Source organism: Massilia glaciei (genome assembly GCF_003011895.2).
GTDB classification, from domain to species: domain Bacteria; phylum Pseudomonadota; class Gammaproteobacteria; order Burkholderiales; family Burkholderiaceae_D; genus Telluria_A; species Telluria_A glaciei.
Window position 1 is genome coordinate 34,076 of sequence record NZ_PXWF02000072.1, and the last position, 21,376, is coordinate 55,451.

Consider the following 21,376-nt stretch of genomic DNA (forward strand, 5'->3'; position numbering starts at 1 on the left):
TTCCTTAGCGTTCGATTTCGAGCAGGGCGTCGGCCAGCTGGTCGTCGGTGAACGGCTTGTGCAAAAAGCCGCGCGCGCCCTTTTTTAGGGCCGAGATGGCGGTGCTCTTGTCGCCGAGCGCCGACACCACCAGGATGTTCAGCTGCGGCTGCTCGGCCATCAGCGCCTCGATGCAGGCGATGCCGTCCATCTCGGGCATGGTCAGGTCCATCGTGACCACCTGCGGCGGATTGCGCCTGGCCAGCTCGAGCGCCTCGAGCCCGTTCCTGGCCAGCCCGACGACACTGATGTTTTGCAGGCGCGGATGCAGCGCGATGCGCGCGATGCGCGCGATGCGCGAACGGATGATGTTCGAATCGTCGACGATCAGTAGCTTCATGCGGCCCCCTCGAGCGCGAAGTGGATGCTAAATTGGGTGAACACCTTGCTGCGCGTGGAAATGCGCAGGCGCGCCCCGAGCTGCTCGATGCGGTGCTTGACGACGTCCATGCCGACCCCGTGCCCGGCGTCGCGGCCGACCTCTTTCGCGGTCGAAAAACCCGGTTCGAAAATCTTCATCACGATCCGGCGCTCGTCGAGCTGGTCGAGCTGCTCGCCGGTGTAGCGGCCCGAGCGCAACAGTTGCTCGCGGATCGCCTGCGGCGCCAGGCCGCGCCCGTCGTCGCGCAGCAGCAGTTCGCACTCGCCGTCGCCGGTCGGCTTGAGGGCCACCGTCGCGCGCCCGGCGGCCGGCTTGGACTGGTCCGCGCGCTCGGCGGCCGACTCGATGCCGTGGGCGACGGCGTTGCGCAGCAACTGGATCGTGATGTCCTTGAGTTCGGCGCGCATCTTCTCGGGCAGCGCCGTCAGCAGCGCCAGGTCGCTCTCGAGGTGCACCTGCTTGCCGTGGTCGTTCGCCACGCGCTGCGCCAGCCTGCTCAGGTTTTGGGCGAAGGCGTCGCCGTCGGCGGCCGGGGCGAAGGCGTCGTGGTAGGCGGCCAGGCGCGCGGTGAGGTCGCGCACCATGGCCACGCGCTGCAGGAACTCCTCGAGCGGGAAGGGCAGCGCCAGCAGGTCGTCGCCCGAGACCGCGCCTTTTTCGCGCAGGCTTGAGAGCAGGGTCTCGAACTGCTGGGCGAGCGTCTCGAACATCTCGAGGCCGAGCGTGGCCGCCTCGCCCTTGAGGGTGTGGATCTTGCGGAAGATCGTGGTGACGGTGCGCCGGTAGTCGAGCGCGCCGCCGGCCGAGCGCAGCAGGTCGTTGACCTCGAGCAGCGTCAGCTCGGCCGTCTTGAGGAACAGGTTGAGCGTGGTCGGATCAATTTTGAGCAGGTCGAGCATGACTTCCATCTCGGCCTTGGCCTTGACCTTGGCCTCGGCCAGCGCGCGCTCGAGTTCGACCTGCAGCGTCACGTCGAAGACGGTCACGAGCAGATGCGAGATCTTGCCGTCGACCTTGACGCGGTTGAACTGCAGGGTCAGGAAGCGGCGCGCGGCGTTTCTGTCGCCGGCCGCGTCGCCGGCCGCGCCGCTGACCTCGATGAAGGTGAGCGGATTGAGGTCGCCGATCAGGGCCTCCTTGAATGCCGAAGCTGTGGCGGGGATGCGCGAGGCGCGGCGCGGCGCCCTGCTTTTGGTTCGTATTTTGTTGCGACGCACCAAGATTCGGCATGCACGGCTAGGCCAGCGGCGCATGCATCGCGCTACTTGGGTATGGATCATGCCCAAGCGGGTCAACGCCCCCTAGCTTGCGAGGATGGGCACATCAAATATGTTGTATATTGTCGGGTAATGCAACATATATGTTGCATTCTTATCTCATCGACGAGATGAGCAGCCCAACACATGGGGTACCTAAAATGTTGTCTTATCCAATCACGCTTACACCAGATTCGAATGGAACTTTCCTGGTCGGTTTCCCCGACTTCCCGGAAGCGAACTCTGTTGGTGACGACGAACAAGAGGCATTGATCAACGCAGTAGATGCCCTCGAAACCGCGTTGGAAATCTATTTCGATGAGCGTCGCCCGATTCCCGCGCCGTCCAAGCCCATGCCCGGCCAGCATGTCGTTTCGCTTCCCGCGCTCGAGACGGCGAAGGTTCTGCTGTGGAACGAAATGTCTGCACGCCAGGTTAGAAAGGCTGACCTGGCGCGCATGCTTAACGTCCATATGCCTCAGATCGATCGTCTTTTTGACCTGAAGCACTCGTCAAAAATAGAGTTCGTCGAGCAAGCGGCGAAAGCACTGGGCAAATCGCTCGTGGTCTCACTTGTTTGACGTAATGCGAGCACGGACAGCACATGTTTCACGGCCCTCCAACAGAGAGCTGTCTAGTTTCACAAGGCGACAAAAAGCCACTGGCACGCTTTTCTCGAATCAGTGGCTTGACACCTTAACTTCAAACCGGTCACTTCTTCAGAAGCAGTGCTCCCGCCCCGGAAAGCTGCCGTCCCGCACCGCGCCGACATAGGCGCCGATCGCCGCGTCGATGGTGGTCTGGCCGTCCATGAAGTTCTTCACGAAGCGCGCCTTGCGGCCCGGGAACACACCGAGCAGGTCGTGCATCACCAGCACCTGGCCCGAGCAATCGGGACCGGCGCCGATGCCGATGGTCGGTATCGCGAGCAGTTCCGTCACCTCCTTGCCCAGCGTCGCCGGAATCGCCTCGAGCACCAGCATCGAGGCGCCCGCAGCCTGCAGCAGCCTGGCGTCGGCCTTGAGCTGGTCGGCGCTCTCGATGGTCTTGCCCTGCACCTTGTAGCCGCCCAGCTGGTGCACCGACTGCGGCGTCAGGCCGAGGTGGGCGCACACGGGGACCGCGCGCTCGGTCAAAAAACGCACGGTGTCGGCCAGCCAAGCGCCGCCCTCGAGCTTGACCATGTGGGCGCCGGCCTGGATCAGCTGCACCGCGTTGTTGAAGGCCGCCTCGGGCGTGCCGTAGGCGCCGAAGGGCATGTCGGCGAGCACCATCGCGCTCTTGTTGCCGCGCGCCACGGCGGCCGTGTGGTAGGCCACCTCGGCCACCGTGACCGGCAGCGTCGACTGGTGGCCGTTGCAGACCATGCCGAGCGAGTCGCCGATCAGCAGTACTTCGACGCCGTTGCGGTCCATCAGCGCCGCGAAGCTCGCGTCGTAGCAGGTCAGCATGCTGATGCGCGCGCCGTTCGCCTTCATCGCGTTGAGCGACGGGATCGTGACTGCCTTAGGGGCCACCGGTTTTGCCGGTGCCGCTGCTGGCGTGTCGGCGCCGGCCATCTCTTGTCCCTGGATATATCCGCTCATGATCGTCCTTTGATTGTCAAAATTGGGGTACCAACGGCGCTAGTGTAATGCGAAGGGGGATATTGTGCCGGACGCGGCTGTAGAGGCTGGAATCTAAACGCCGGGGCGGCGCGGGCGGACCGGCGACCCAAGGTCTGGGTCGTCCGGCACCGCCCATTTTTTTGTCAGTCGCCCCGCGCAAGGGCGGCGGTGGCGTCAAGTGGCCTGATCCATTTATTGCGGAAGTTCACGGCATCGCCATGGTCCTGCTGCTTGATCGCCGCCGCGCCGTGCGCGCGGCAGCTCTCGCCGGGCATGCCGCGCGGGGGCTGCGGCGCCCAACGCTCGGTCGCCTCGGGCCCCGCCAGGCTGGCGCAAGGGAACGTCAAACTCGTTATGAACGCGGCGATGATGGCCGGCGAGGAGATTGACTGGAACATCATTTGTTTGCTCGGTTACTCAGTGGATATAGAGCCCGCCCAGGCGGTGTCAGCTGCGGAAGATGAAGTACACGGCGCCGACCAGGCACAGGGCGGCCCATACGTAGTCGAGCTTGAACGGCTGGCCCATGTAGAGCATGGCGAACGGGACGAACACGCTCAAGGTGATCGCCTCCTGCATGATCTTGAGTTGCGCCAGGCTGTACTGGGTGTGGCCGATGCGGTTGGCCGGCACCTGCAGCATGTATTCGAACAGGGCGATGCCCCAGCTGACCAGCGCCGCGTACCACCAGGCCCGGTGCGACATGTTCTTGAGGTGCCCGTACCACGCGATCGTCATAAACACGTTCGACAGCACCAGCAGGCCGACGGTTTGGACGATGACGGGGATCTGCATTTAATCGAGCCGGGTGATGTCCTGCGCGGCCACCGCGCCCGCCAGCGCCAGCGCCGGGCCCAGCCCGGGAATCTCGACTGCGGGCGCGATCTCGAGCAGCGGCAGCAGCACGAAGGCGCGCTGGTGCATGCGCGGGTGCGGCACCTGCAGCGCGGCGGTGTCGATCACCTCGTCGCCGTACAGCAAAATGTCGAGGTCGAGCGTGCGCGGCGCGTTGCGGTAGGGCCGTTCGCGCCCGTGCGCCAGTTCGATGCCGTGCAGCGCCGCCAGCAGCGCCGCCGCGCCCAGTCCGGTCTCGATGCAGGCCACGGCGTTGACGTAGTCGTCGCCCGAGGAGTCGATCGGCGCGCTGCGGTAGTGCTTGGAGTGGCGCAGCAGGCGCCCGCCCGGCAGCGCGGCCAGGCGCGCGAGCGCGTCGTCGACGTTGGCGCGGGCGTCGCCCAGGTTGGCGCCGATGCCGATGTAGGCGGTAGTGGGGCGGACGGTCATGATCGAAAGACTCTCAGCCTCTCACTCCTCGATGGTGCTGCCGCTCGTCTCGCTTTGCTTGTTGCGCGGCGAGCGCCGCGGCGCGCGTTTGCGCTTGGGGCCGGGCGCCGCGTGCGCGGTCTCGACCAGGTGCTCGCGCTCGCTGATGTCGCCCTCGTAGAACGCGGTCCACCATTCGCCCAGCTCCATCTCGATCTCGCCCGACTGGCAGCGTAGCAACAGGAAGTCGTAGCCGGCGCGGAAGCGCGGATGCTCGAGCAGCTTGTACGGGGTCTTGCCGTTGCGGCGCTCGAAGCGCGGCTGCATCGACCAGATGTCGCGCATGTCCGAGCCGATCTTGCGCTGCAGCGCCAGCTTCTCGGTTTGCGAGTCGAGCACGTCGTCGGCGGCCAGGTGCAGCGCCGGGATCGGCGCCTCGCCGGCGGCGCGGTAGGCGGTCCACTTCTCGACCACCTGGTGCCACAGCAGCGAGGCGAACAAAAAGCCCGGCGAGACGCCCTTGCCGGCCTTGATCCGGTCGTCGGTCGACTCGAGCGCGAGGGTGACGAACTTCATGCCGATCGGCTGCTCGAGCACCACGTCGAGCAGCGGCAGCAGGCCGTGGTGCAGGCCCTCCTTGCGCAACTGCTGCAGGCAGGCCAGCGCGTGCCCGCTCATGAGCAGCTTGAGCATCTCGTCGAACACGCGCGGGGCCGGCACGTTGTTGATCAATGGCGCCATCACGTGGATCGGCTCGCGCGTGCCCGGCTCGATCGTGAACTGCAGCTTGGCCGCGAAGCGCACCACGCGCAGCAGGCGCACCGGGTCTTCGCGGTAGCGCGCCTCGGGCTGGCCGATGATGCGCAAGGTCTTGTCGCGGATGTCGGCGATGCCGCCATGGTAGTCGAGCACCTGCTGTGTGGCCGGGTCGTAGTACATCGCGTTGATGGTGAAGTCGCGCCGCATCGCGTCCTCGTGCTGCGGGCCAAAGGTGTTGTCGCGCAGGACGCGCCCGTGTTCATCCTTGGGCGCGTTGATCTCGCCGGCGCCGCGGAAGGTGGTCACCTCGAGCAGGTCCTGGCCGAACATCACGTGCACGATCTGGAAGCGCTTGCCGATGATGAAGGCGCGCCGGAACAAGCGCTTGACCTGTTCCGGCGTGGCGTTGGTGGCGATGTCGAAGTCCTTCGGCTTGACCCCGAGCAGCAGGTCGCGCACGGCGCCGCCGACCACGAAGGCCTGGAAGCCGGCCTCCTGCAGGCTGGAGGTGACCCGGATCGCGTTCGAGGACAGCAGCTTGGGGTCGATGCCGTGGTCGGCCTGTCCCAGGATGACCGGTTGGGTCAGGTCGCGCGCGGTTGGCTTGTCTTTGACGCCGAGGATCTTGCGGATGAATTTTTTGATCATTTAAATAGATGGAGTGAAGGCCAGCCAAGGCGCGTCGCATGCGTTGCCAGCGCAGCGTTGGGGTTGGTCGCGACGGGGTGTGTGACGACGGACAGGAGGGGGATGTCGTTTTGCGAATCGCTGTAGAAGTAGCTGCGCCCGAATGCGCCGAGCGGCGTGCCGATCTGCTCCAGCCATGCGTGGAGGTGGGTGACCTTGCCCTCGCCCGAGGTCGGGACGCCGAGCAGTTTGCCGGTGATGTGGCCGCGCTCGTCGACTTCGGGCTTGGCCGCGATCAGGTGTCCGACCCCGAAGGCGGCGGCGATCGGCGCCGTCACGAAGTGGTTGGTCGCGGTGATGATGGCGACCAGGTCGCCGGCCTCGACGTGCCGCCGCAGCAGGGCCCGGGCCGGCGGCAGCATCACCGGGTCGACCACTTCGCGCATGAATTGCGCGTGCATGGCGTCGAGCTCGTGGCGGGGAAAGCGCGCCAGCGTGCCGAGCGCGAAGGCGAGGTATTCGGCCGGGTCGAGCGCGCCGGCCTGGTACTGTTCGAAGAACAGGTCGTTGGCGTTTTTAAACTGCACCGGGTCGACCGCGCCGATGCGCACCAAAAATTGGCCCCATTCGTAGTCGGAGTCGATCGGGATCAGGGTGTGGTCAAGGTCGAACAGGGCCAGATTCTTCATTCTTTTGGTTCCGCCTGCTGGTTCGCTTGTAACAGCAGGTCACGTAGCAGCGGCAGGGTGACGGGCCGCTGGGTTTCGAGGGAGTATTGGTCGAGCGCGTCGAGCATGGTCGAGAGCGAGCGCATGTCGCGCCGGAAATGTGACAGCAGGTAGGGTAACACGCTCGCCGACAGCGTCAAACCCCGGGCTTCGGCCGCGTGGGTCAGGGCGGCGATCTTCTCGTCGTCGGACAGGCCGTGGATCTGGTAGATCAGGCCCCAGCCCATGCGCGTGCGCAGGTCCTCGCGCACCGGCAGCACGGCCGGCGGCACCGGGCCGGTCGAGACCATGAACGCGCCGTGCTCGCGGATCTGGTTGAACAGGGCGAAGGCGTCGATCTGGCGCGCCGGGTCGAGCCCGCCGCAGTCGTCGAGCAGGTACAGGCTGACCCCGGGGGTGTAGACGAAGTCGCCCTCGGGCGCGCCGGCGCCGATGTAGCGCGAGCCGGGGGTGGCCGCGAGCGCGCGCAGCAGATGGGTCTTGCCGGCGGCACTCTCGCCCCACAGGTAGGCGAAATGCTCGCGCGAGGCGCGTTCGGCGAACTGGTGCATCAGATGCGCCAGCTCGGCGTTCTGCCCCACCTCGAACGTATCGAGGCTGTGCGCCTGCTCGGCGCCTAAATCGAGCACCAGCTGCTTCATCGCTTGCTCATCGCTTGTTCATCGCTTGCTCATCGCTTGTTCAACGCTTGTCCGCTTGTTCATCGCTTACTCATCGCTTGTTCATCTCTCGCTCATCCCTTGCTCGTTCCGCCGCGCGGCCGGGGCCGTGAATCAGGCATTATAGAAGCTGCTGCGCAGATAGTGGTGGCGCAAGTGTCCCGCGCCCACCATCAGGATCGCCGACAGCGGCAGCGCGAGCAGCACCCCGACGAAGCCGAACAGCTGGCCGAAGGCCATCAGCGCGAAGATCACCGCCAGCGGATTGAGGCCGATGCGCTCGCCCACCAGCCGCGGCGTGAGCACGAAACTCTCGAACACCTGGCCGACCGCGTAGATGAGCGCCACCGACACCACCCCGCTCCAGTCGGAGAACTGCAGCACCGCCGCGATCAGCGCCAGCGCCAGGCCCAGCCCGAAGCCGAGGTAGGGGATGAACACCAGCACCCCCGTGAGGATGCCCACCGGGAGCGCGACCTTGATGCCGGCGATGCCCAGCGCGGCCGAGTAGTACACGGCCAGCACCAGCATCACGAGCAGCTGCCCGCGCAGGTACTGCGCCAGCAGCACGTTGACCTCCTGCGCCATGCCGGTGGTTTGCACCGACCAGCGGCGCGGCACCACGCGCCCGATCTTGCGCACCATCGGATGCCAGTCGAGCAGCAGGTAGTACAGCACCACCGGGATCAGCACCAGCGTGGCGAGCCAGCCGAGCAGGGCGCCGCCGCCGATGCGGGCCGACGCCAGCACGGCGTCCCAGATGGCCTCGCCGCTGGTGGCCATGTGCTGGGTCAGCAGCTCGCGGATGCCGGCCACGTCGAGCCGCACGTGCACGCCGAGCGCGGCCAGGCGCGGCGTGACCACCTCGTCGAGCTTGACCAGGAACGCGGGCAGCTGCGCCTGCAGCAGCGGGATTTGCGTGAGCAGCACCGGGATCACGATCAGCACCAGTGCCGTGAGCGCGGCGATGAACGCGACCATGACCACGCTGACGGCGACCGGGCGCGGGACGTCGAAGCGGCCGACGCGGCGCTGGTCGAGCTGGTCGACCGCGCCATTGAGCGCGTAGGCCAGGATGGCGGCGGCGATGAAGGGCGTGAGCACCGGTCCGAGCGCGTACAGCAGCAGCGCCAACGCCAGCCCGAGAGTGATCCAAAACGCTGTCTGCTTCTGCTCGGACGTGAGGGAAAATGGCATGGATCTGTCGTCGGTGGGTTAATTGTGCGGGTTAACCAAGCTGGGGGCGGGGCATTTTGATAAAATAGAGGATTGACCAGTTTGAGGCGCGCGCGCGTTGAATTGGCCCTCCGCCTATTTTACCGCCTCCGCTGCCAAATACACCATGAGCCAAGATACTAATGTTTCCCTTTCCTACCGCGATGCCGGGGTCGATATCGATGCGGGCGACGCCCTGGTCGAGGCGATCAAGCCGTTCGCCAAGCGCACCATGCGCGAAGGCGTCATGGGCGGCCTGGGCGGCTTTGGCGCCATGTTCGAGATCGGCAAAAAGTACAAGGAGCCGGTGCTGGTGTCGGGCACCGACGGCGTCGGCACCAAGCTGCGGCTCGCGTTCGAGCTGAACCGGCACGACACGGTCGGCATCGACCTCGTCGCCATGAGCGTCAACGACATCCTGGTGCAGGGCGCCGAGCCGTTGTTCTTCCTCGACTACTTCGCCTGCGGCAAGCTCGACGTGGCGATCGCGACCTCGGTCATCAAGGGCATCGCGCAGGGCTGCGAGCAGGCCGGCTGCGCCCTGATCGGCGGCGAGACCGCCGAAATGCCGAGCATGTACCCGGCCGGCGAATACGACCTGGCCGGCTTCGCCGTCGGCGCGGTCGAAAAATCCCAGATCATCGACGGCACCAAGATCTGCCCGGGCGACGTGGTGCTGGGGCTGGCCTCGTCGGGCGTGCACTCGAACGGCTATTCACTGGTGCGCAAGATCATCGAGGTGGCCAAGCCCGACCTCGACGGCGACTTCCATGGCCGCAAGCTGGCCGACGTGCTCATGGAGCCGACCCGCATCTACGTCAAGCCGCTGCTGGCGCTGATGGCCTCGATGGAAGTCAAGGGCATGGTCCACATCACCGGCGGCGGCTTGGTCGAAAACGTGCCGCGCGTGCTGCAACCGGGCCTGGTCGCCGAACTCGACTCCAAGGCCTGGACCATGCCGCCGCTGTTCCAGTGGCTGCAACAGCACGGCAACGTGGCCGAGGCCGAGATGCACCGTGTCTTCAACTGCGGCATCGGCATGATCGTGATCGTCTCGCAAGAGAACGCCGACGCCGCCTTCGCCTATTTGCAGGCGGCCGGCGAGACGGTCTCGCGCATCGGCGCCATTCGCGCGCAGGTGGGCGACGAGCACCAGACCATCGTCGTTTAAGCGCATACCTGCCAGCGGCTTAGTGCTGCTTAAGCAAGGCAAAATCGGCACACGACGACATCGTCCTCGGGCTCGGCGCCCCCCTTGGCGGGGACCCATAGAACGTTCGCACATAGCAACCGTTCTATGGGGGCGCGGCTCGCCGCGCCGCATCCGCGGGGACGATGTTGTTTTTGGTTGGCTGGGTTCTAGCGATACGAATCCCAGCGTTGTTTTATCGCGCCTGCGACACGAGGTCGCAATAGGGCTTGGCCACCTGCGGGTGCCCGAAGATCCCATTGTGCGTGGCGTCGACCTGCAGCCATTGTTTGTGCGGCCCCGGCAGGGCGTCGAACACCTTGCGGCCCAAGACCGGCGGGGTGGCCTTGTCGCGCGTCCCGGCCAGCACCAGCGCCGGCCCGCGGTAGCGCGCCGCGACGGCCGCGTTGTCGACCGCGCGCAGCGGCTCGCCCACCTCGAGCTTGACGAACGGCCGCGCATACCAGGGCACGTTGGCGTCGACCCAGTCGGGCACGTTGGTGGCGGTCGCCTCGAGCACCAGCGCGCGCACCGACGCTCGCTCGCGCGCCACGTGGCCGGCCACGAAGCTGCCCAGCGACTGGCCGTGCACCACCACCGCGCCCGGATGCTGCGCGTTCACATGGTCGAACACCCGCAGCGCGTCGGCCAGCAGCCTGGCCAGCGTGGGCGTCCCGCCGCTGCGGCCGTAGCCGCGGTAGTCGAACACGACCACATTGCTGCCGCAGGCGGCCAGCAGCGGCAGCACCCCGGCGCCGTGCGCGTCGAGGTGGAACATATTGCCGCCAAAGTAGAGCACGGCCGCCGAAGCTCCCGGCTGGCGCACGGTCAGACCACGCAACTGGGCGCCGTCGGCCGCCGCCACGGTCTCGTCGCGCACCGTGGCCGCCGGGAACATGGCCGCCACGTCGAGCCGCTGCCGGGGCGCCGCGCCGGGCTTGTCGGGCTTCAAAAAATTCGCTTCGCCGATCTGCATGGTGCCGCAGCCGGCGAGCAGGACGGCCGCGAGCGTGGCGGCGGCGAGAATGGGGGCGGCAAGAATGGGGGTGGGGCGCATGCGGGGCTCCTTGGTGGCTGATACCATGAGTGAATAACAATCATTAATTATTGTTTTGCGAGGAAAAATTATCGTAAACAGTAATAATACAATCATGAATATGCAATGCCGCGTGATCCGGATCCTGCTTGCGGTCTGTGTTTTCCTGCAAGTCGCGTTTTTTGTGCTGGCCTGGAGCAGCCTGCTGCCCGCGCACGCCTTCATGCAGATGAGCGCCGACGGCATCAGCGTCGAGGCCATGCGCGCGCTGCCCATGGGGCAACGGCTGGCCGGCGCGGCGCTGGCGCTGCCGGTGCTCGGCGCGCTGTCCTACGGCATGTGGCGGCTCGAGCGCATGCTCGCCAACGTCGGGCGCCGCGCCGTCTTCGACCTGGCCAACATCGAGCACCTGCGCGCGTTCGCCGGCGCGACCCTGCTCGCCACGCTGTGGTCGATCGCCGCGGTGCCGCTGCGCGCGCTGGCGTTCCGCCACGGCTTCGGCGATCCGGCGCCGGGCATGTCGATCAGCGTCAGCGCCGAGGTGGTGCTGCTCATATTCGTGTGCGCGCTGTTCTACCTGGTGACCGGCATGATGCACGAGGGGCGCCGGCTGGCCGAAGAAAACGCGGGCTTCGTCTGATGGCCATCGTGATTCACCTCGACCTGATGCTGGCGCGGCGCAAGGTCAAGTCGAAGGACCTGGCCGCGCACGTCGGCATCACCGAGCAGAACCTGTCGCTGCTCAAGTCGGGCAAGGTCAAGGGGCTGCGTTTTTCGACGCTCGAAAGAATCTGCGACTACCTCGCCTGCCAGCCCGGCGACCTGCTCGAATGGGTGCCCGGCGCCGAAGACGGCGATGCGGCGGCCGATGCCGCGGCCGAGGGTGGCGCTTTCTGATGGCGCCGTCGACATGCTGTTGTAAAAGGACGTGCACCGGGATTGAGGGCGCCCGCGCGCTCAATGCTTGGTGGTGGCGCCCTTTTTGGTCGGCGACTTGACGCTCACGCCACTCTCATTGATCGCCCGCTCGGCCGCCGGGCTGGCATCGGGCGCAGCCCCCACCCGCAGCACGCCGGCAATCTCGGCGCCCCCTGGCGGCACCTTCACGAATAGCTGGGCAGTGTGCGCATTGCCCGCAAAGCGCGCGGATTGGCGCGCCGTTGGAGCCATGCCCCGGGCGCCGCTTGTTTGATTGGCGCGGACCATGTAGTCAAGTTGCAGGTCTGCATCGCGCCCACCCGCCGTTCGCCTGGCGGCGCCGACGAACGCGAGCTGGTATTCGCCGCTTTCCGCGAACTTGATGCTGAATTTCCCACTTGCATCCGTGGTCGCCAACACCAGCATCTGCCCTCCCGGGTTCTTGCCGCCCTTGACAATGATTCCGCCAATCGGTGAGCCGGGCGCGGCCGCGGCGGACAGGGAGGCGAGCGCCAGGGTCAGGACGGAGATTATGTTCACGCTAAAGAGCTTCATGTGGTCACCTTGGGTTGAAAAGCGGTCGATGGCATCGGGTGTAATATTTGCATTTAAGCATGATTTCCGCCATTGTGGCCAGCGTTTCATCGAACCCGATACGGTTCGGAGCGGCGGCCGAACAAGGTGGGAAGTGCGCGGCGCCGCGTGCGCGGGACGGGATTGCCGCTTGCCGCGCGCCCCATACGAATACGCATAGCTGGCGCCCGCGCCATTCAATTTTGAATTGCCCCGCCTTGTAGCGCGCGGGACAAGGGAACGTAAGGGATCGTCGGCCGCAAAAAATGCCGGTGACGTTCTTTGAACCCGAAGTCCGGCAGGGCCGCTAGTTTTTTTTGAGGATTTTCGGCACCGGCGCGGTGCGCAGGCGGAACGCGTCGGGCATGCCCGAGCCGAGCAGCGGGCGCAGGTACAGGCGGAAGGCGTCGGTGACGTCGGTGCCGCTGGCGCTGATGAACTCGTCCTCCATCACGCGCGTCTTGCCGGCCACGGCCTCGAGCGGCAGCAGCTCGTAGTCGACCGAATAGTAGCCGGTGCGCTTGATCGCGACCGAACCGTCGCGGTCGCCCCACATGGCGAACTGCACCGCCTTCTCGCCGACCTCGCGCGCCTCGCGCTGGTCGACGTCGGAGACGCAGCCGATGAACGAGCGCTGCAGATAGCCGAAGGTGTCGCCGCGCACCCGCTTGATGCCGAGCTTGGCCTTGATCTCGTCGCACAGCAGGTCGGCCAGCGCGCCGGTGCCCGACAACTGCACGTTGCCATGGTCGTCGCGCTCGACCTCCCTGGCCAGCAGGCTGGCGATCGGCTCGCCCGAGGCGTCGTGGATGCCCTCGGAGACGGCGATCACGCAGCGCCCGTGGCGCGCGTAGGTGGCCTTGACGTCGGCCAGGAATTGCTCGAGCACGAAGGTGCGCTCGGGCAGGTAGATCAGGTGCGGGCCGTCGTCGGGGAACTTTTTGCCGAGCGCGGAGGCGGCCGTGAGGAAGCCCGCGTGCCGGCCCATGACCACGCCCACGTACACGCCCGGCAGCGCCGCGTTGTCGAGGTTGGCGCCGGCGAAGGCCTGCGCCACGAAACGCGCGGCCGACGGGAAGCCCGGCGTGTGGTCGTTGCCGACGAGGTCGTTGTCGATGGTCTTGGGGATGTGGATGCAGCGCAGCGGGTAGCCGGCCTTGGCCGCCTCGAGGCTGACGATGCGCACCGTGTCGGACGAGTCGTTGCCGCCGATGTAGAAGAAATGCTCGATCTCGTGCGCGCGCAGCACCTTGAAGATCTCCTGGCAGTAGGCGATGTCGGGCTTGTCGCGGGTCGAGCCGAGCGCCGACGAGGGTGTCGAGGCGACCAGTTCGAGGTTGTGGCTGGTCTCCTGGGTCAGGTCGACGAAGTTCTCGTCGACGATCCCGCGCACCCCGTGCAGCGCGCCGTAGACGCGCGTGACGTGGTTGAAGCGGCGCGCCTCGAGCGCGACCCCGACCATCGACTGGTTGATGACGGCGGTGGGGCCGCCTCCCTGTGCGACCAGAATTTTTCCTGACGACATGCGCATCTCCTTGAATGTGTGGACGACCCGCCCCAAGGATAGCGCGAAACGGCGCGCCGGCCACGGCGCGCCGCCGATATTTCGCGCAACGGCCGGGCGCGCGCCTGGGCCGTCCGCGGCGCCGGCGCGCCCATGGCTGTTCGCACGCCGGCGCCGCGCGCGCTTGCATGGCTACTCGGGCGCGCGGATGTGGTCGACCATGCCGCCGCTGCGCGCGGTCGGCGGCGCCGTCAGTAGGCTCGCCAGCACCAGCGCCGCCAGCCCGGCCGGCACCCCGAACACGCCGGCCGAAATCGGCGCGATGCCGAACCACTGGGCCTGCGCGCCGCCGCCCAGGATCGGATTGGTGGCCACCATGTAGTACAGGCACACGGCGAAGCCGCCCAGCATGCCGGCGACCGCCCCGGCGTGGTTGGCGCGCTTCCAGAACACGCCCAGCACCAGCGCCGGGAACAGGGTCGAGGCGGCCAGCGAGAACGCCGCGCCCACCAGCGACAGGATGTCGGCCGGCTTTTGCGAGGCCACGTAGGCGGCCACGAAGGCCACCCCGAGCAGCAGCAGCTTGGAGATCGTGACCCGCTTCTGGGTCGAGGCGGCCGGGTCGACCATCTTGTAGTAGACGTCGTGCGAGAGCGCGTTGGAGATCGCCAGCAGCAGGCCGTCGGCGGTCGACAGCGCCGCCGCCAGCCCGCCGGCCGCGACCAGTCCCGAAATCACATACGGCAGGCCGCCGATTTCGGGCGTGGCCAGCACCAGCACGTCGCCGTCGATGGCGATCTCGGCCAGCTGCACGATGCCGTCGCCGTTGATGTCGGCGATCCCGATCAGGGGATTGAGCTTGTCGACGTTGGCCCAGTAGGCGATCCAGTTGGGCAGCTGCGCGTAGTCGCTGCCGACCAGGTGCGAGTAGATGTCGTACTTGACCAGCACCGCCAGCGCCGGGATCGTCAGGTAGACCAGCAGCACGAAGAACAGGGTCCAGAACACCGACACGCGCGTCTCGTGCACCGAGGCCGTGGTGTACGAGCGCATCAGGATGTGCGGCAGGGCGGCGGTGCCGAGCATGAGGCAGAACACCAGCGCCAGAAAATTGTTGCGGCGCTGGTCGGACCGGGCCCGGTCGGCGCCCGGGAACGGGGTCGCCTGCGGTTCGGGCGCCTGCGCCCGTTTCAGGCTGGCCCCGCGCGCGTCGGCCCACTGCGCGGCGGCGTCGCCGGGGGTGCGCGGCCAGGAGATCAAGGCCCGCTCGGCGGCGCGGATCTCCGACAGCGAAGCCTCGCGCAGGCGCAACGTGTCGAGCCGGCGCTGGGCCGCGTCGCGCCCGGCCTCCCACGACTGCGGCAGCGCGGCCAGGCGCGCCGCGTCGGCCTCGGCGCGCGCCCTGAATATGGCTCGCACCTGCAGCTCCTTCGGGTCGCGCAGCAGCTCGGCCTCGCGCTGCGCCAGCTTGGGCAGCACCGCGCCGTAGGCCACCTGCGGCAGCGGATTGTCGGCGTGCTTGTGCGACAGCCACATGGTCGGTATCAAAAACGCGACCAGGATGATGATGTACTGCGCCACCTGGGTCCAGGTGATGCCGCGCATGCCGCCCAGAAACGAGCACACCAAAATGCTGGCCAGCCCGAGGAAGATCCCGACCGAGAAGTCGACCCCGGTGAAGCGCGAGGCGATCAGGCCGACCGCGTAGATCTGCGCCACCACGTAGGTGAACGAGACGATGATGGTGGCGCCGACGGCGATCGCGCGCACCGGCGCGCCGCGCCCGCCGGCGCCGCCGCCGTAGCGCTCGGCCAGGAAGTCGGGGATCGTGTACTGGCCGAACTTGCGCAGGTAGGGCGCGATCAGCAGCGCCGCCAGGCAGTAACCGCCGGTCCAGCCCAGAATGTAGGCCAGGCCGTCGAAGCCGTGCAGGTACAGGCCGCCGGCCAGGCTGATGAAACTGGCCGCCGAGATCCAGTCGGCCGCCGTCGCCATGCCGTTGAACAGGGCCGGCACGCGCCGCCCCGCCACGTAGTATTCGCTCACGTTCGAGGTGCGGCTGATGACGCCGATGGTCGCGTACAGCGTGATGGTGGCGAACATGAACAGGTAGCCGATCCAGATGCGCGGCATGCCCTCGGACTCGAGCAGCGCGAGCGCGCACAGGAACAGACCGAAGCAGGCCGTGAACCACAGGTAGTAGCGGCTCAGTTTGCGGAAGTAGCTGGCCGGGGCGCTCATGGGCGCGCCGCTTCCAGCGCGCCGGCGCGGCGCCGGTAGCGCAGGTCGATGCGGCGCATCGCCAGCGCGTAGCCGGCCACTATCGCCAGGAACGCCAGCGCCGAGCCCTGCGCCGCCAGGTAGAACGAGAGCGGCCAGCCGAACAGCGAGACCGAAGCCAGTTCGCGCGCGAAGAACACGGTGCAAAAGCCGGCGCCGAACCAGAGCGCCAGCAGCAGCGCGGTCAGCCGCCGGGTCTGGCGCCAGTGCCCGGCGCGCGCCGCGAGCAGGGCGGCCTGGCGCGCCTGGCGTGGCGCCGGCGCGCAGGCGGCGGCGGGTTGGGACGGGTCGGGCGTGTCGCTCATGTCGGCTGTCTTCTATCGTTTATACAAGGCGTTTTTTACAAGGCGAAGCGTTTCCGCGATGCGTTTCGCTCCTGCGAATCGGTTCTGCGAATCGTCTCCGCGAATCGTTCCTGCAAATCGTTCCCAGAACGGTTTTTGAAGCGGTTCCTGGATCGGTCTTTTTGAATCGGTTTCCTCAAAACGGTTTCCGGTCGGGTTCATGCGGCCTCGCCGGCGTCGGCCGACGCCAGCGCGAAGGCGAGCCGGAACAGGCAGCCGGGCGACCCGGCCGCGCCGCGCGGGTTGTCCGACAGTTCGACCTCGGCGCCGTGCTGCTGCGCGATCTCGCGCACGATCGCCAGCCCCAGGCCGCTGCCGGGCGCGCCGCCGTCGAGGATCCGGTAGAAGCGTTCGAACACCTGCGCCCGTTCGGCCGGGGCGATGCCGGGACCGGTGTCCTCGACCTCGAGCACGGCCTGCCCGGGCTCGGCCAGCACGCGCACCGTCACGCTGGCGCCGGCCGGGGTGTAGCGCAGCGCGTTGTCGATCAGGTTCGAGAGCATCTCGCGCAGCATCAGCGCATTGCCCTCGATCCGCACCGGCAGCTCGGGCTGCTCGAAGCCGAGGTCGATCCGGTTGGCGAACGAGGCCGGCACCCAGTCCTGCACCGCCTGGCGCGCCACATCGCGCAGGTCGAGCGCGACGAAGCCGACCCCGGCGCGCGGCACGTTTTCGGCGCGCGCCAGTGCCAGCAGCTGGTTGACCAGCCGCGTGGCCGACTCCGAGCTCTTGGCCAGTTGTTCGAGCGAACGGTGGATCTCGAGCGGGTCGCGCTGGCGCAGCGCCAGCTCGGACTGCATGCGCATGCCCGCCAGCGGCGTCTTCATCTGGTGCGCGGCATCGGCGATGAAGCGCTTTTGCATGCCGATCGTGTGCGCCAGCCGCTCGAGCATGTCGTTGAGCGAGCCGACCAGCGGCGAGATCTCCTCGGGCACCTGGCGCGAGTCGATCGGACTGAGGTCGTCGGGCCGGCGCGCGCGGATGCGCGCCTGCAGCTCGGCCAGCGGCGAGAGCCCGCGCGCGAGTGCGAACCAGACCAGCGCGAGCGCGATCGGGAGAATGATGAACTGGGGCAGGATCACCCCCTTGATGATCTCGTTGGCCAGCCGCGCGCGCTTGTCGAGCGTCTCGGCCACCTGCACCAGCGCCGCGCGCGGGGCCGCCCCGCGCGGGCCCGGGTTCGCATACGCCAGGTCCACATACGCCAGGTTCACATACGTATACGCGATCCGGACCTGGGTGCCGTGCAGCGCGTCGTTGCGCAGGTGGACCGCGCCGGCGGTGCGGTCGGCGCCGGGCGGCGGCGGCGGCAGGTCGCGGTCGCCGTCGACGTGCTCGGCGCCCGGGCCGGTGATCTGGAAGTACACGCTGTCGACGTCGTCGGCGCGCAGGATCGCGCGCGCGCTGCCAGGCAGGCGCGGAACCAGCTTGCCGTCGACCTCGCGCACCTGCTGCGCCAGCACGGTCACGCTGTCCTCGAGCGCGCGGTCGAACGGATCGTTGGCGATCGACTTGGCAACCAGGTAGGTGATCGCGATGCTCATCGGCCACAGCAGCAGCAGGGGCGCGAGCATCCAATCGAGGATCTCGCCGAACAGCGAGTGCTGGATGCTCTCGTCGGAGTCGGTCGCGGGCGGCCGGTAGGGCGGGTCGGCGTCGTCGGAGTCGTCGGCGCCGGCGCCGGCATGCGCGCCGCGCCGGGCCTCGGTCCCGGCGTCGACAACGGCCCGGTTCACTTGGCCTCGTCCGGGCCGGCGCCGCCCCTGGCCGGCTCGGGCAGCTTCTCGAGGCAGTAGCCGAGCCCGCGCACGGTGGCGATGCGCACGCCGCCCGTTTCGATCTTCTTGCGCAGGCGGTGCACATACACCTCGATCGCGTTGTTGCTGACCTCCTCGCCCCATTCGCACAGGTGGTCGACCAACTGCTCCTTCGAGACCAGCCGCCCGCTGCGCGCGAGCAGGATCTCGAGCAGGCCCAGTTCGCGCGCCGACAGCTCGAGCGGCTGGCCGTCGATCGAGGCGCTGCGCCCGACCTGGTCGTACGACAGCGGGCCGTGGCGGATCACGGCCGGGCCGCCGCCGGCCCCGCGGCGGGTGAGCGCGCGCACCCGCGCCTCGAGCTCGGACAGGGCGAACGGCTTGGCCATGTAGTCGTCGGCGCCCAGATCGAGGCCGTTGACGCGCTGCTCGATCGAGTCGGCCGCCGTCAGGATCAGCACCGGCAGCAGCGAGGCGCGCGCGCGCAGCCGGCGCAGCACCTCTAGGCCGGACAGCCTGGGCAGGCCGAGGTCGAGGATCAGGAGGTCGAACTCCTGGGTCGAGAGGGCGGTGTCGGCGGCCTCGCCGTTGCCGACGCAGTCGATCGCGTAGCCGGACTGGCGCAGCGACCGGGTCAGTCCGTCGGCGAGCACGCTGTCGTCTTCGGCAAGTAAAATACGCATGGGAGCACCGGGTGGTTGGAGCGTTGTGTGGGCGGGCGTTTTTTAATCTTTGTTTTCATGTATTGTGTTTCATCGGGGCGCGCTTTGGTCAGTTTTTGTGCGGCGCCCGCCGTATTTCGGCGCGAATGTCCCAAATCGGCCCAAATCGGCCCGAATCGGATCGAATCGCCCAAACCGCCCAAGGCCACCCACGGCCAGCCAAGCGCGCCCGAACCCGGCCCGAAACGCCTATTTTTATTTTTTTGCCCCGTTCGCAAGTTGCGCTTGCAAATACCACTGTTTTTTTATACAGTGTCGTCTGTTACCTGTGAACCGGCCCTTTTTCAAGACTGAAAGAACATTATGGACGACAAAAAAACCGCACTAACCGGATCCGAAAAGGGCAAGGCGCTCGCCGCCGCCCTCGCGCAGATCGAAAAGCAGTTCGGCAAGGGTTCCATCATGCGCATGGACGGCAGCGCCCCGATCGAAGAGGTGCAGGTCGTCTCGACCGGTTCGCTCGGCCTCGACATCGCGCTCGGCGTCGGCGGCCTGCCGCGCGGGCGGGTGGTCGAAATCTACGGCCCCGAATCGTCGGGCAAGACCACGCTGACGCTGCAGACCATCGCGCAAATGCAAAAGCTGGGCGGCACCTGCGCCTTCATCGACGCCGAGCACGCGCTCGACGTCGGCTACGCGCAAAAGCTCGGCATCAATCTGACCGACCTGCTGATCTCCCAGCCCGACACGGGCGAGCAGGCGCTCGAGATCTGCGACGCGCTGGTGCGCTCGGGCAGCGTCGACCTGATCGTCATCGACTCGGTCGCCGCGCTCACGCCGCGCGCCGAGATCGAGGGCGACATGGGCGACTCGCTGCCGGGCCTGCAGGCGCGCCTGATGTCCCAGGCGCTGCGCAAGCTCACCGGCTCGATCAACCGCACCAACACGCTGGTCATCTTCATCAACCAGATCCGCATGAAAATCGGCGTCATGTTCGGCAGCCCCGAGACCACCACCGGCGGCAACGCGCTCAAGTTCTACGCCTCCGTGCGGCTCGACATCCGGCGCACCGGCTCGATCAAATCGGGCGACGAGGTCATCGGCAACGAGACCAAGGTCAAGGTCGTCAAGAACAAAATCGCGCCGCCGTTCAAAGAAGCGCACTTCGACATCCTGTATGGCGAGGGCACATCGCGCGAAGGCGAGATCCTCGATCTCGGGGCCGACAACAAGGTTGTCGAAAAATCCGGTTCCTGGTACAGCTACAACGGCGAGCGCATCGGCCAGGGCAAGGACAATGCGCGCGCCTACCTCAAAGAGCGTCCGGCGCTGGCGCGCGAGATCGAAAACAAGGTCCGCGCCGCGCTCGGCGTGCGCGAGCTGCCACCGGTGGCCGGCGACAAGCCCGCCCCGGCCGGCGACAAGCCCGCCCCGGCCGGCGACAAGCCCGCCCCGGCCGGCGACAAGCCCGCCCCGGCCGCCAAGCTCAAGGCCGTCTCCGAGTAATCCCCATGGCCGCGCCGCAACTTAGCCTGAAGGCGCGCGCGCTGCGCTTTCTGTCGATGCGCGAGCACAGCCGGCTCGAGCTGGCGCGCAAGCTGGGGCGCCACGCGCAGGACGGCGACGACGTCGAGGCCCTGCTCGACCTGCTCGAGAAAAACAACTGGCTGTCGCAGGAGCGCTTTTCGGAGTCGCTGGTGCACCTGCGCGCGGCGCGCTTCGGCAACAGCCGCATCATGGCCGAGCTGCAAAGCCACGGCGTCGGCGCCGGGGCGCTGGCCCGGCACAAGCTGGCGCTGGCCGGCGGCGAGGGCGCGCGCGCGCTCGCGGTCTGGCAACGCAAGTTCGGCGAGGTCGCGCAGGACGCCGCCGCGCGCAACAAGCAGATGCGGTTTTTGCTCCAGCGCGGGTTCTCCCAGTCCGCCGTGCGGGTCGCCCTGCGCGGCGCGCCCGACGACGAGGTGCTTTAACGGGGTGCTTGAACGGGTGCTTGAACGGGGTGCTTTAACGGGGTGCTTGAACGGGGTGCTTGAACGAGGCTTTATACGAGGTGCTTTTAGCGGAAGGGCCCGCCGTACCGGTTCGCAATATAAAACAAGCCCATGAAGCGCGGCATCCGAAGCCATGGCGTCGGCGCCGCCCGGGCCGAGCGAAACCAGGGCCAGTGTTTTTTTTCGCGGCGCTTCTCCGCGAAAATTACACTGGCCCTGCTTTCGCGGCACCGGAGCCGGCGGCCATCGCAGCGGCACGGCACGGCACCGGAGCCGGCGGCCATCGCAGCGTCGCGGCACGGCACCCGAGCCGGCGGCCATCGGAGCGTAGCGGCAGGGCACGGCGCCGGCCCGCAGCAACGCGCGCCCGCACCCGGGACCCAACAGCGGAGGATTCGGCGCCGCCCCCCATCGCCGTAGGCGGGCCCCGTCCCGCGTACTCCTCACCGGCGGTGGTCGATGCCGAGTCCTGCGCTGTTGCGTTCCTGCCATCGGGGCCGCCCCATGCGCCGCAACATTGGCGGCGAGTCAACAATTCCCCTCCCGCCCGCTTTGATCGAACCCAAAAATTCATGTTGCAGCGCAAC

General features: G+C 67.4%; 24 protein-coding genes. 6 read left to right on the forward strand and 18 right to left on the reverse strand.

All coding sequences use genetic code 11. The features are described 5' to 3' along the window. Positions 1-4: 4 nt before the first annotated feature. The gene (locus tag C7C56_RS05540; protein ID WP_106756482.1) at positions 5-379 is read right to left on the reverse strand and encodes a response regulator transcription factor; all 375 of its coding nucleotides are present in this window, start codon (positions 377-379) and stop codon (positions 5-7) included. Then, positions 376-1,638 carry an ATP-binding protein gene (locus tag C7C56_RS05545; protein ID WP_181373032.1) on the reverse strand — a complete coding sequence of 421 codons (1,263 nt, stop codon included), beginning with the start codon at positions 1,636-1,638 and terminating at the stop codon, positions 376-378. Before C7C56_RS05545 ends, C7C56_RS05540 begins: the two co-directional genes overlap by 4 nt. A 143-nt stretch (positions 1,639-1,781) precedes the next feature. On the opposite strand from C7C56_RS05545, the gene C7C56_RS05550 reads away from it, so the two are divergent. Beyond that, positions 1,782-2,258: a type II toxin-antitoxin system HicB family antitoxin gene (locus C7C56_RS05550; RefSeq protein ID WP_307719026.1), complete on the forward strand. Its 477-nt coding sequence runs from the start codon at positions 1,782-1,784 to the stop codon at positions 2,256-2,258. Between the two features lie 138 nt (positions 2,259-2,396). Here the strand turns inward: C7C56_RS05550 and panB are convergent, their stop codons facing one another. The 8 genes from panB to C7C56_RS05590 form a co-directional block, all read right to left on the reverse strand. Then, a complete protein-coding gene (gene panB / locus C7C56_RS05555) occupies positions 2,397-3,263 on the reverse strand; it encodes a 3-methyl-2-oxobutanoate hydroxymethyltransferase (RefSeq protein ID WP_370660177.1) in 867 nt (288 codons plus the stop codon). Between the two features lie 164 nt (positions 3,264-3,427). After that, positions 3,428-3,685: a hypothetical protein gene (locus C7C56_RS05560; protein ID WP_106756484.1), complete on the reverse strand. Its 258-nt coding sequence runs from the start codon at positions 3,683-3,685 to the stop codon at positions 3,428-3,430. A gap of 46 nt (positions 3,686-3,731) precedes the next feature. After that, a complete protein-coding gene (locus C7C56_RS05565) occupies positions 3,732-4,079 on the reverse strand; it encodes a DMT family protein (RefSeq protein ID WP_106756485.1) in 348 nt (115 codons plus the stop codon). After that, positions 4,080-4,568 carry a 2-amino-4-hydroxy-6-hydroxymethyldihydropteridine diphosphokinase gene (gene folK, locus C7C56_RS05570; RefSeq protein ID WP_106756486.1) on the reverse strand — a complete coding sequence of 163 codons (489 nt, stop codon included), beginning with the start codon at positions 4,566-4,568 and terminating at the stop codon, positions 4,080-4,082. 21 nt (positions 4,569-4,589) lie between these two features. Continuing rightward, positions 4,590-5,954 (reverse strand): polynucleotide adenylyltransferase PcnB, encoded by a 1,365-nt coding sequence (gene pcnB / locus C7C56_RS05575; RefSeq protein WP_106756487.1) that lies wholly within the window; start codon positions 5,952-5,954, stop codon positions 4,590-4,592. Beyond that, positions 5,951-6,622, reverse strand: a complete 672-nt coding sequence (locus C7C56_RS05580; RefSeq protein ID WP_106756488.1) for a histidinol-phosphatase — start codon at positions 6,620-6,622, stop codon at positions 5,951-5,953. The genes pcnB and C7C56_RS05580 overlap by 4 nt, the downstream gene beginning before the upstream one ends. Beyond that, positions 6,619-7,302, reverse strand: coding sequence for a DnaA regulatory inactivator Hda (hda, locus tag C7C56_RS05585; RefSeq protein ID WP_106756489.1), 684 nt, complete (start codon positions 7,300-7,302; stop codon positions 6,619-6,621). Before hda ends, C7C56_RS05580 begins: the two co-directional genes overlap by 4 nt. A gap of 132 nt (positions 7,303-7,434) precedes the next feature. Beyond that, on the reverse strand, positions 7,435-8,517 hold the full coding sequence (locus C7C56_RS05590) for an AI-2E family transporter (RefSeq protein ID WP_106756490.1): 1,083 nt from the start codon (positions 8,515-8,517) through the stop codon (positions 7,435-7,437). Between the two features lie 145 nt (positions 8,518-8,662). Here C7C56_RS05590 and purM point away from each other — a divergent pair, with 145 nt between their 5' ends. Further along, a complete protein-coding gene (purM, locus tag C7C56_RS05595) occupies positions 8,663-9,706 on the forward strand; it encodes a phosphoribosylformylglycinamidine cyclo-ligase (RefSeq protein WP_106756491.1) in 1,044 nt (347 codons plus the stop codon). Between the two features lie 214 nt (positions 9,707-9,920). Here purM and C7C56_RS05600 read toward each other — a convergent pair whose 3' ends face one another. Next, positions 9,921-10,781 (reverse strand): alpha/beta hydrolase, encoded by an 861-nt coding sequence (locus tag C7C56_RS05600; RefSeq protein ID WP_181373033.1) that lies wholly within the window; start codon positions 10,779-10,781, stop codon positions 9,921-9,923. A 94-nt stretch (positions 10,782-10,875) separates the two neighbouring features. Between C7C56_RS05600 and C7C56_RS05605 the strand changes: the two genes are divergently transcribed. Together C7C56_RS05605 and C7C56_RS05610 are read left to right on the forward strand one after the other, a co-directional pair. Then, the gene (locus tag C7C56_RS05605) at positions 10,876-11,400 is read left to right on the forward strand and encodes a DUF2975 domain-containing protein (RefSeq protein WP_229458154.1); all 525 of its coding nucleotides are present in this window, start codon (positions 10,876-10,878) and stop codon (positions 11,398-11,400) included. Continuing rightward, positions 11,400-11,657: a helix-turn-helix domain-containing protein gene (locus C7C56_RS05610; protein ID WP_106756493.1), complete on the forward strand. Its 258-nt coding sequence runs from the start codon at positions 11,400-11,402 to the stop codon at positions 11,655-11,657. Before C7C56_RS05605 ends, C7C56_RS05610 begins: the two co-directional genes overlap by 1 nt. A 60-nt stretch (positions 11,658-11,717) precedes the next feature. On the opposite strand, the gene C7C56_RS05615 is transcribed toward C7C56_RS05610, so the two are convergent. From C7C56_RS05615 to C7C56_RS05640, 7 genes are all read right to left on the reverse strand, one after another. Next, positions 11,718-12,233 (reverse strand): hypothetical protein, encoded by a 516-nt coding sequence (locus C7C56_RS05615; protein WP_106756494.1) that lies wholly within the window; start codon positions 12,231-12,233, stop codon positions 11,718-11,720. Between the two features lie 325 nt (positions 12,234-12,558). Next, complete coding sequence (locus tag C7C56_RS05620) at positions 12,559-13,776, reverse strand: 6-phosphofructokinase (RefSeq protein ID WP_106756517.1); 1,218 nt, start codon at positions 13,774-13,776, stop codon at positions 12,559-12,561. A gap of 171 nt (positions 13,777-13,947) precedes the next feature. Then, entirely contained in the window at positions 13,948-15,996 is a 2,049-nt protein-coding gene (locus C7C56_RS05625) for a sodium:solute symporter family protein (RefSeq protein ID WP_106756495.1), read from the reverse strand. Further along, on the reverse strand, positions 15,993-16,340 hold the full coding sequence (locus tag C7C56_RS05630; protein WP_106756496.1) for a DUF4212 domain-containing protein: 348 nt from the start codon (positions 16,338-16,340) through the stop codon (positions 15,993-15,995). Before C7C56_RS05630 ends, C7C56_RS05625 begins: the two co-directional genes overlap by 4 nt. A gap of 12 nt (positions 16,341-16,352) precedes the next feature. Further along, entirely contained in the window at positions 16,353-16,541 is a 189-nt protein-coding gene (locus tag C7C56_RS27940) for a hypothetical protein (protein WP_146204297.1), read from the reverse strand. Next, positions 16,538-18,115: a sensor histidine kinase gene (locus tag C7C56_RS05635; RefSeq protein WP_229458156.1), complete on the reverse strand. Its 1,578-nt coding sequence runs from the start codon at positions 18,113-18,115 to the stop codon at positions 16,538-16,540. Before C7C56_RS05635 ends, C7C56_RS27940 begins: the two co-directional genes overlap by 4 nt. After that, positions 18,112-18,819 carry a response regulator gene (locus C7C56_RS05640; RefSeq protein WP_106756497.1) on the reverse strand — a complete coding sequence of 236 codons (708 nt, stop codon included), beginning with the start codon at positions 18,817-18,819 and terminating at the stop codon, positions 18,112-18,114. Before C7C56_RS05640 ends, C7C56_RS05635 begins: the two co-directional genes overlap by 4 nt. 342 nt (positions 18,820-19,161) lie before the next feature. Here C7C56_RS05640 and recA point away from each other — a divergent pair, with 342 nt between their 5' ends. Next, positions 19,162-20,304: a recombinase RecA gene (recA, locus tag C7C56_RS05645; protein WP_106756498.1), complete on the forward strand. Its 1,143-nt coding sequence runs from the start codon at positions 19,162-19,164 to the stop codon at positions 20,302-20,304. Positions 20,305-20,309: 5 nt separating this feature from the next. Beyond that, positions 20,310-20,768: a recombination regulator RecX gene (recX, locus tag C7C56_RS05650; protein WP_106756499.1), complete on the forward strand. Its 459-nt coding sequence runs from the start codon at positions 20,310-20,312 to the stop codon at positions 20,766-20,768. The last annotated feature ends 608 nt before the right edge of the window (positions 20,769-21,376 follow it).

Bases quoted from the DNA above. Each gene is read 5' to 3' on its own strand.
- pcnB (WP_106756487.1), bottom strand. From the start codon at position 5,954: ATGATCAAAAAATTCATCCGCAAGATCCTCGGCGTCAAAGACAAGCCA.
- C7C56_RS05640 (WP_106756497.1), bottom strand. From the start codon at position 18,819: ATGCGTATTTTACTTGCCGAAGACGACAGCGTGCTCGCCGACGGACTG.
- C7C56_RS05600 (WP_181373033.1), bottom strand. From the start codon at position 10,781: ATGCGCCCCACCCCCATTCTTGCCGCCCCCATTCTCGCCGCCGCCACG.
- recA (WP_106756498.1), top strand. From the start codon at position 19,162: ATGGACGACAAAAAAACCGCACTAACCGGATCCGAAAAGGGCAAGGCG.
- C7C56_RS05605 (WP_229458154.1), top strand. From the start codon at position 10,876: ATGAATATGCAATGCCGCGTGATCCGGATCCTGCTTGCGGTCTGTGTT.
- C7C56_RS05630 (WP_106756496.1), bottom strand. From the start codon at position 16,340: ATGAGCGACACGCCCGACCCGTCCCAACCCGCCGCCGCCTGCGCGCCG.
- C7C56_RS05540 (WP_106756482.1), bottom strand. From the start codon at position 379: ATGAAGCTACTGATCGTCGACGATTCGAACATCATCCGTTCGCGCATC.
- C7C56_RS05625 (WP_106756495.1), bottom strand. From the start codon at position 15,996: ATGAGCGCCCCGGCCAGCTACTTCCGCAAACTGAGCCGCTACTACCTG.
- C7C56_RS05580 (WP_106756488.1), bottom strand. From the start codon at position 6,622: ATGAAGAATCTGGCCCTGTTCGACCTTGACCACACCCTGATCCCGATC.
- recX (WP_106756499.1), top strand. From the start codon at position 20,310: ATGGCCGCGCCGCAACTTAGCCTGAAGGCGCGCGCGCTGCGCTTTCTG.
- panB (WP_370660177.1), bottom strand. From the start codon at position 3,263: ATGAGCGGATATATCCAGGGACAAGAGATGGCCGGCGCCGACACGCCA.
- hda (WP_106756489.1), bottom strand. From the start codon at position 7,302: ATGAAGCAGCTGGTGCTCGATTTAGGCGCCGAGCAGGCGCACAGCCTC.
- C7C56_RS05560 (WP_106756484.1), bottom strand. From the start codon at position 3,685: ATGATGTTCCAGTCAATCTCCTCGCCGGCCATCATCGCCGCGTTCATA.
- C7C56_RS05550 (WP_307719026.1), top strand. From the start codon at position 1,782: ATGTTGCATTCTTATCTCATCGACGAGATGAGCAGCCCAACACATGGG.
- C7C56_RS05610 (WP_106756493.1), top strand. From the start codon at position 11,400: ATGGCCATCGTGATTCACCTCGACCTGATGCTGGCGCGGCGCAAGGTC.
- C7C56_RS05620 (WP_106756517.1), bottom strand. From the start codon at position 13,776: ATGTCGTCAGGAAAAATTCTGGTCGCACAGGGAGGCGGCCCCACCGCC.
- C7C56_RS05590 (WP_106756490.1), bottom strand. From the start codon at position 8,517: ATGCCATTTTCCCTCACGTCCGAGCAGAAGCAGACAGCGTTTTGGATC.
- C7C56_RS27940 (WP_146204297.1), bottom strand. From the start codon at position 16,541: ATGAACCCGACCGGAAACCGTTTTGAGGAAACCGATTCAAAAAGACCG.
- C7C56_RS05615 (WP_106756494.1), bottom strand. From the start codon at position 12,233: ATGAAGCTCTTTAGCGTGAACATAATCTCCGTCCTGACCCTGGCGCTC.
- purM (WP_106756491.1), top strand. From the start codon at position 8,663: ATGAGCCAAGATACTAATGTTTCCCTTTCCTACCGCGATGCCGGGGTC.
- folK (WP_106756486.1), bottom strand. From the start codon at position 4,568: ATGACCGTCCGCCCCACTACCGCCTACATCGGCATCGGCGCCAACCTG.
- C7C56_RS05565 (WP_106756485.1), bottom strand. From the start codon at position 4,079: ATGCAGATCCCCGTCATCGTCCAAACCGTCGGCCTGCTGGTGCTGTCG.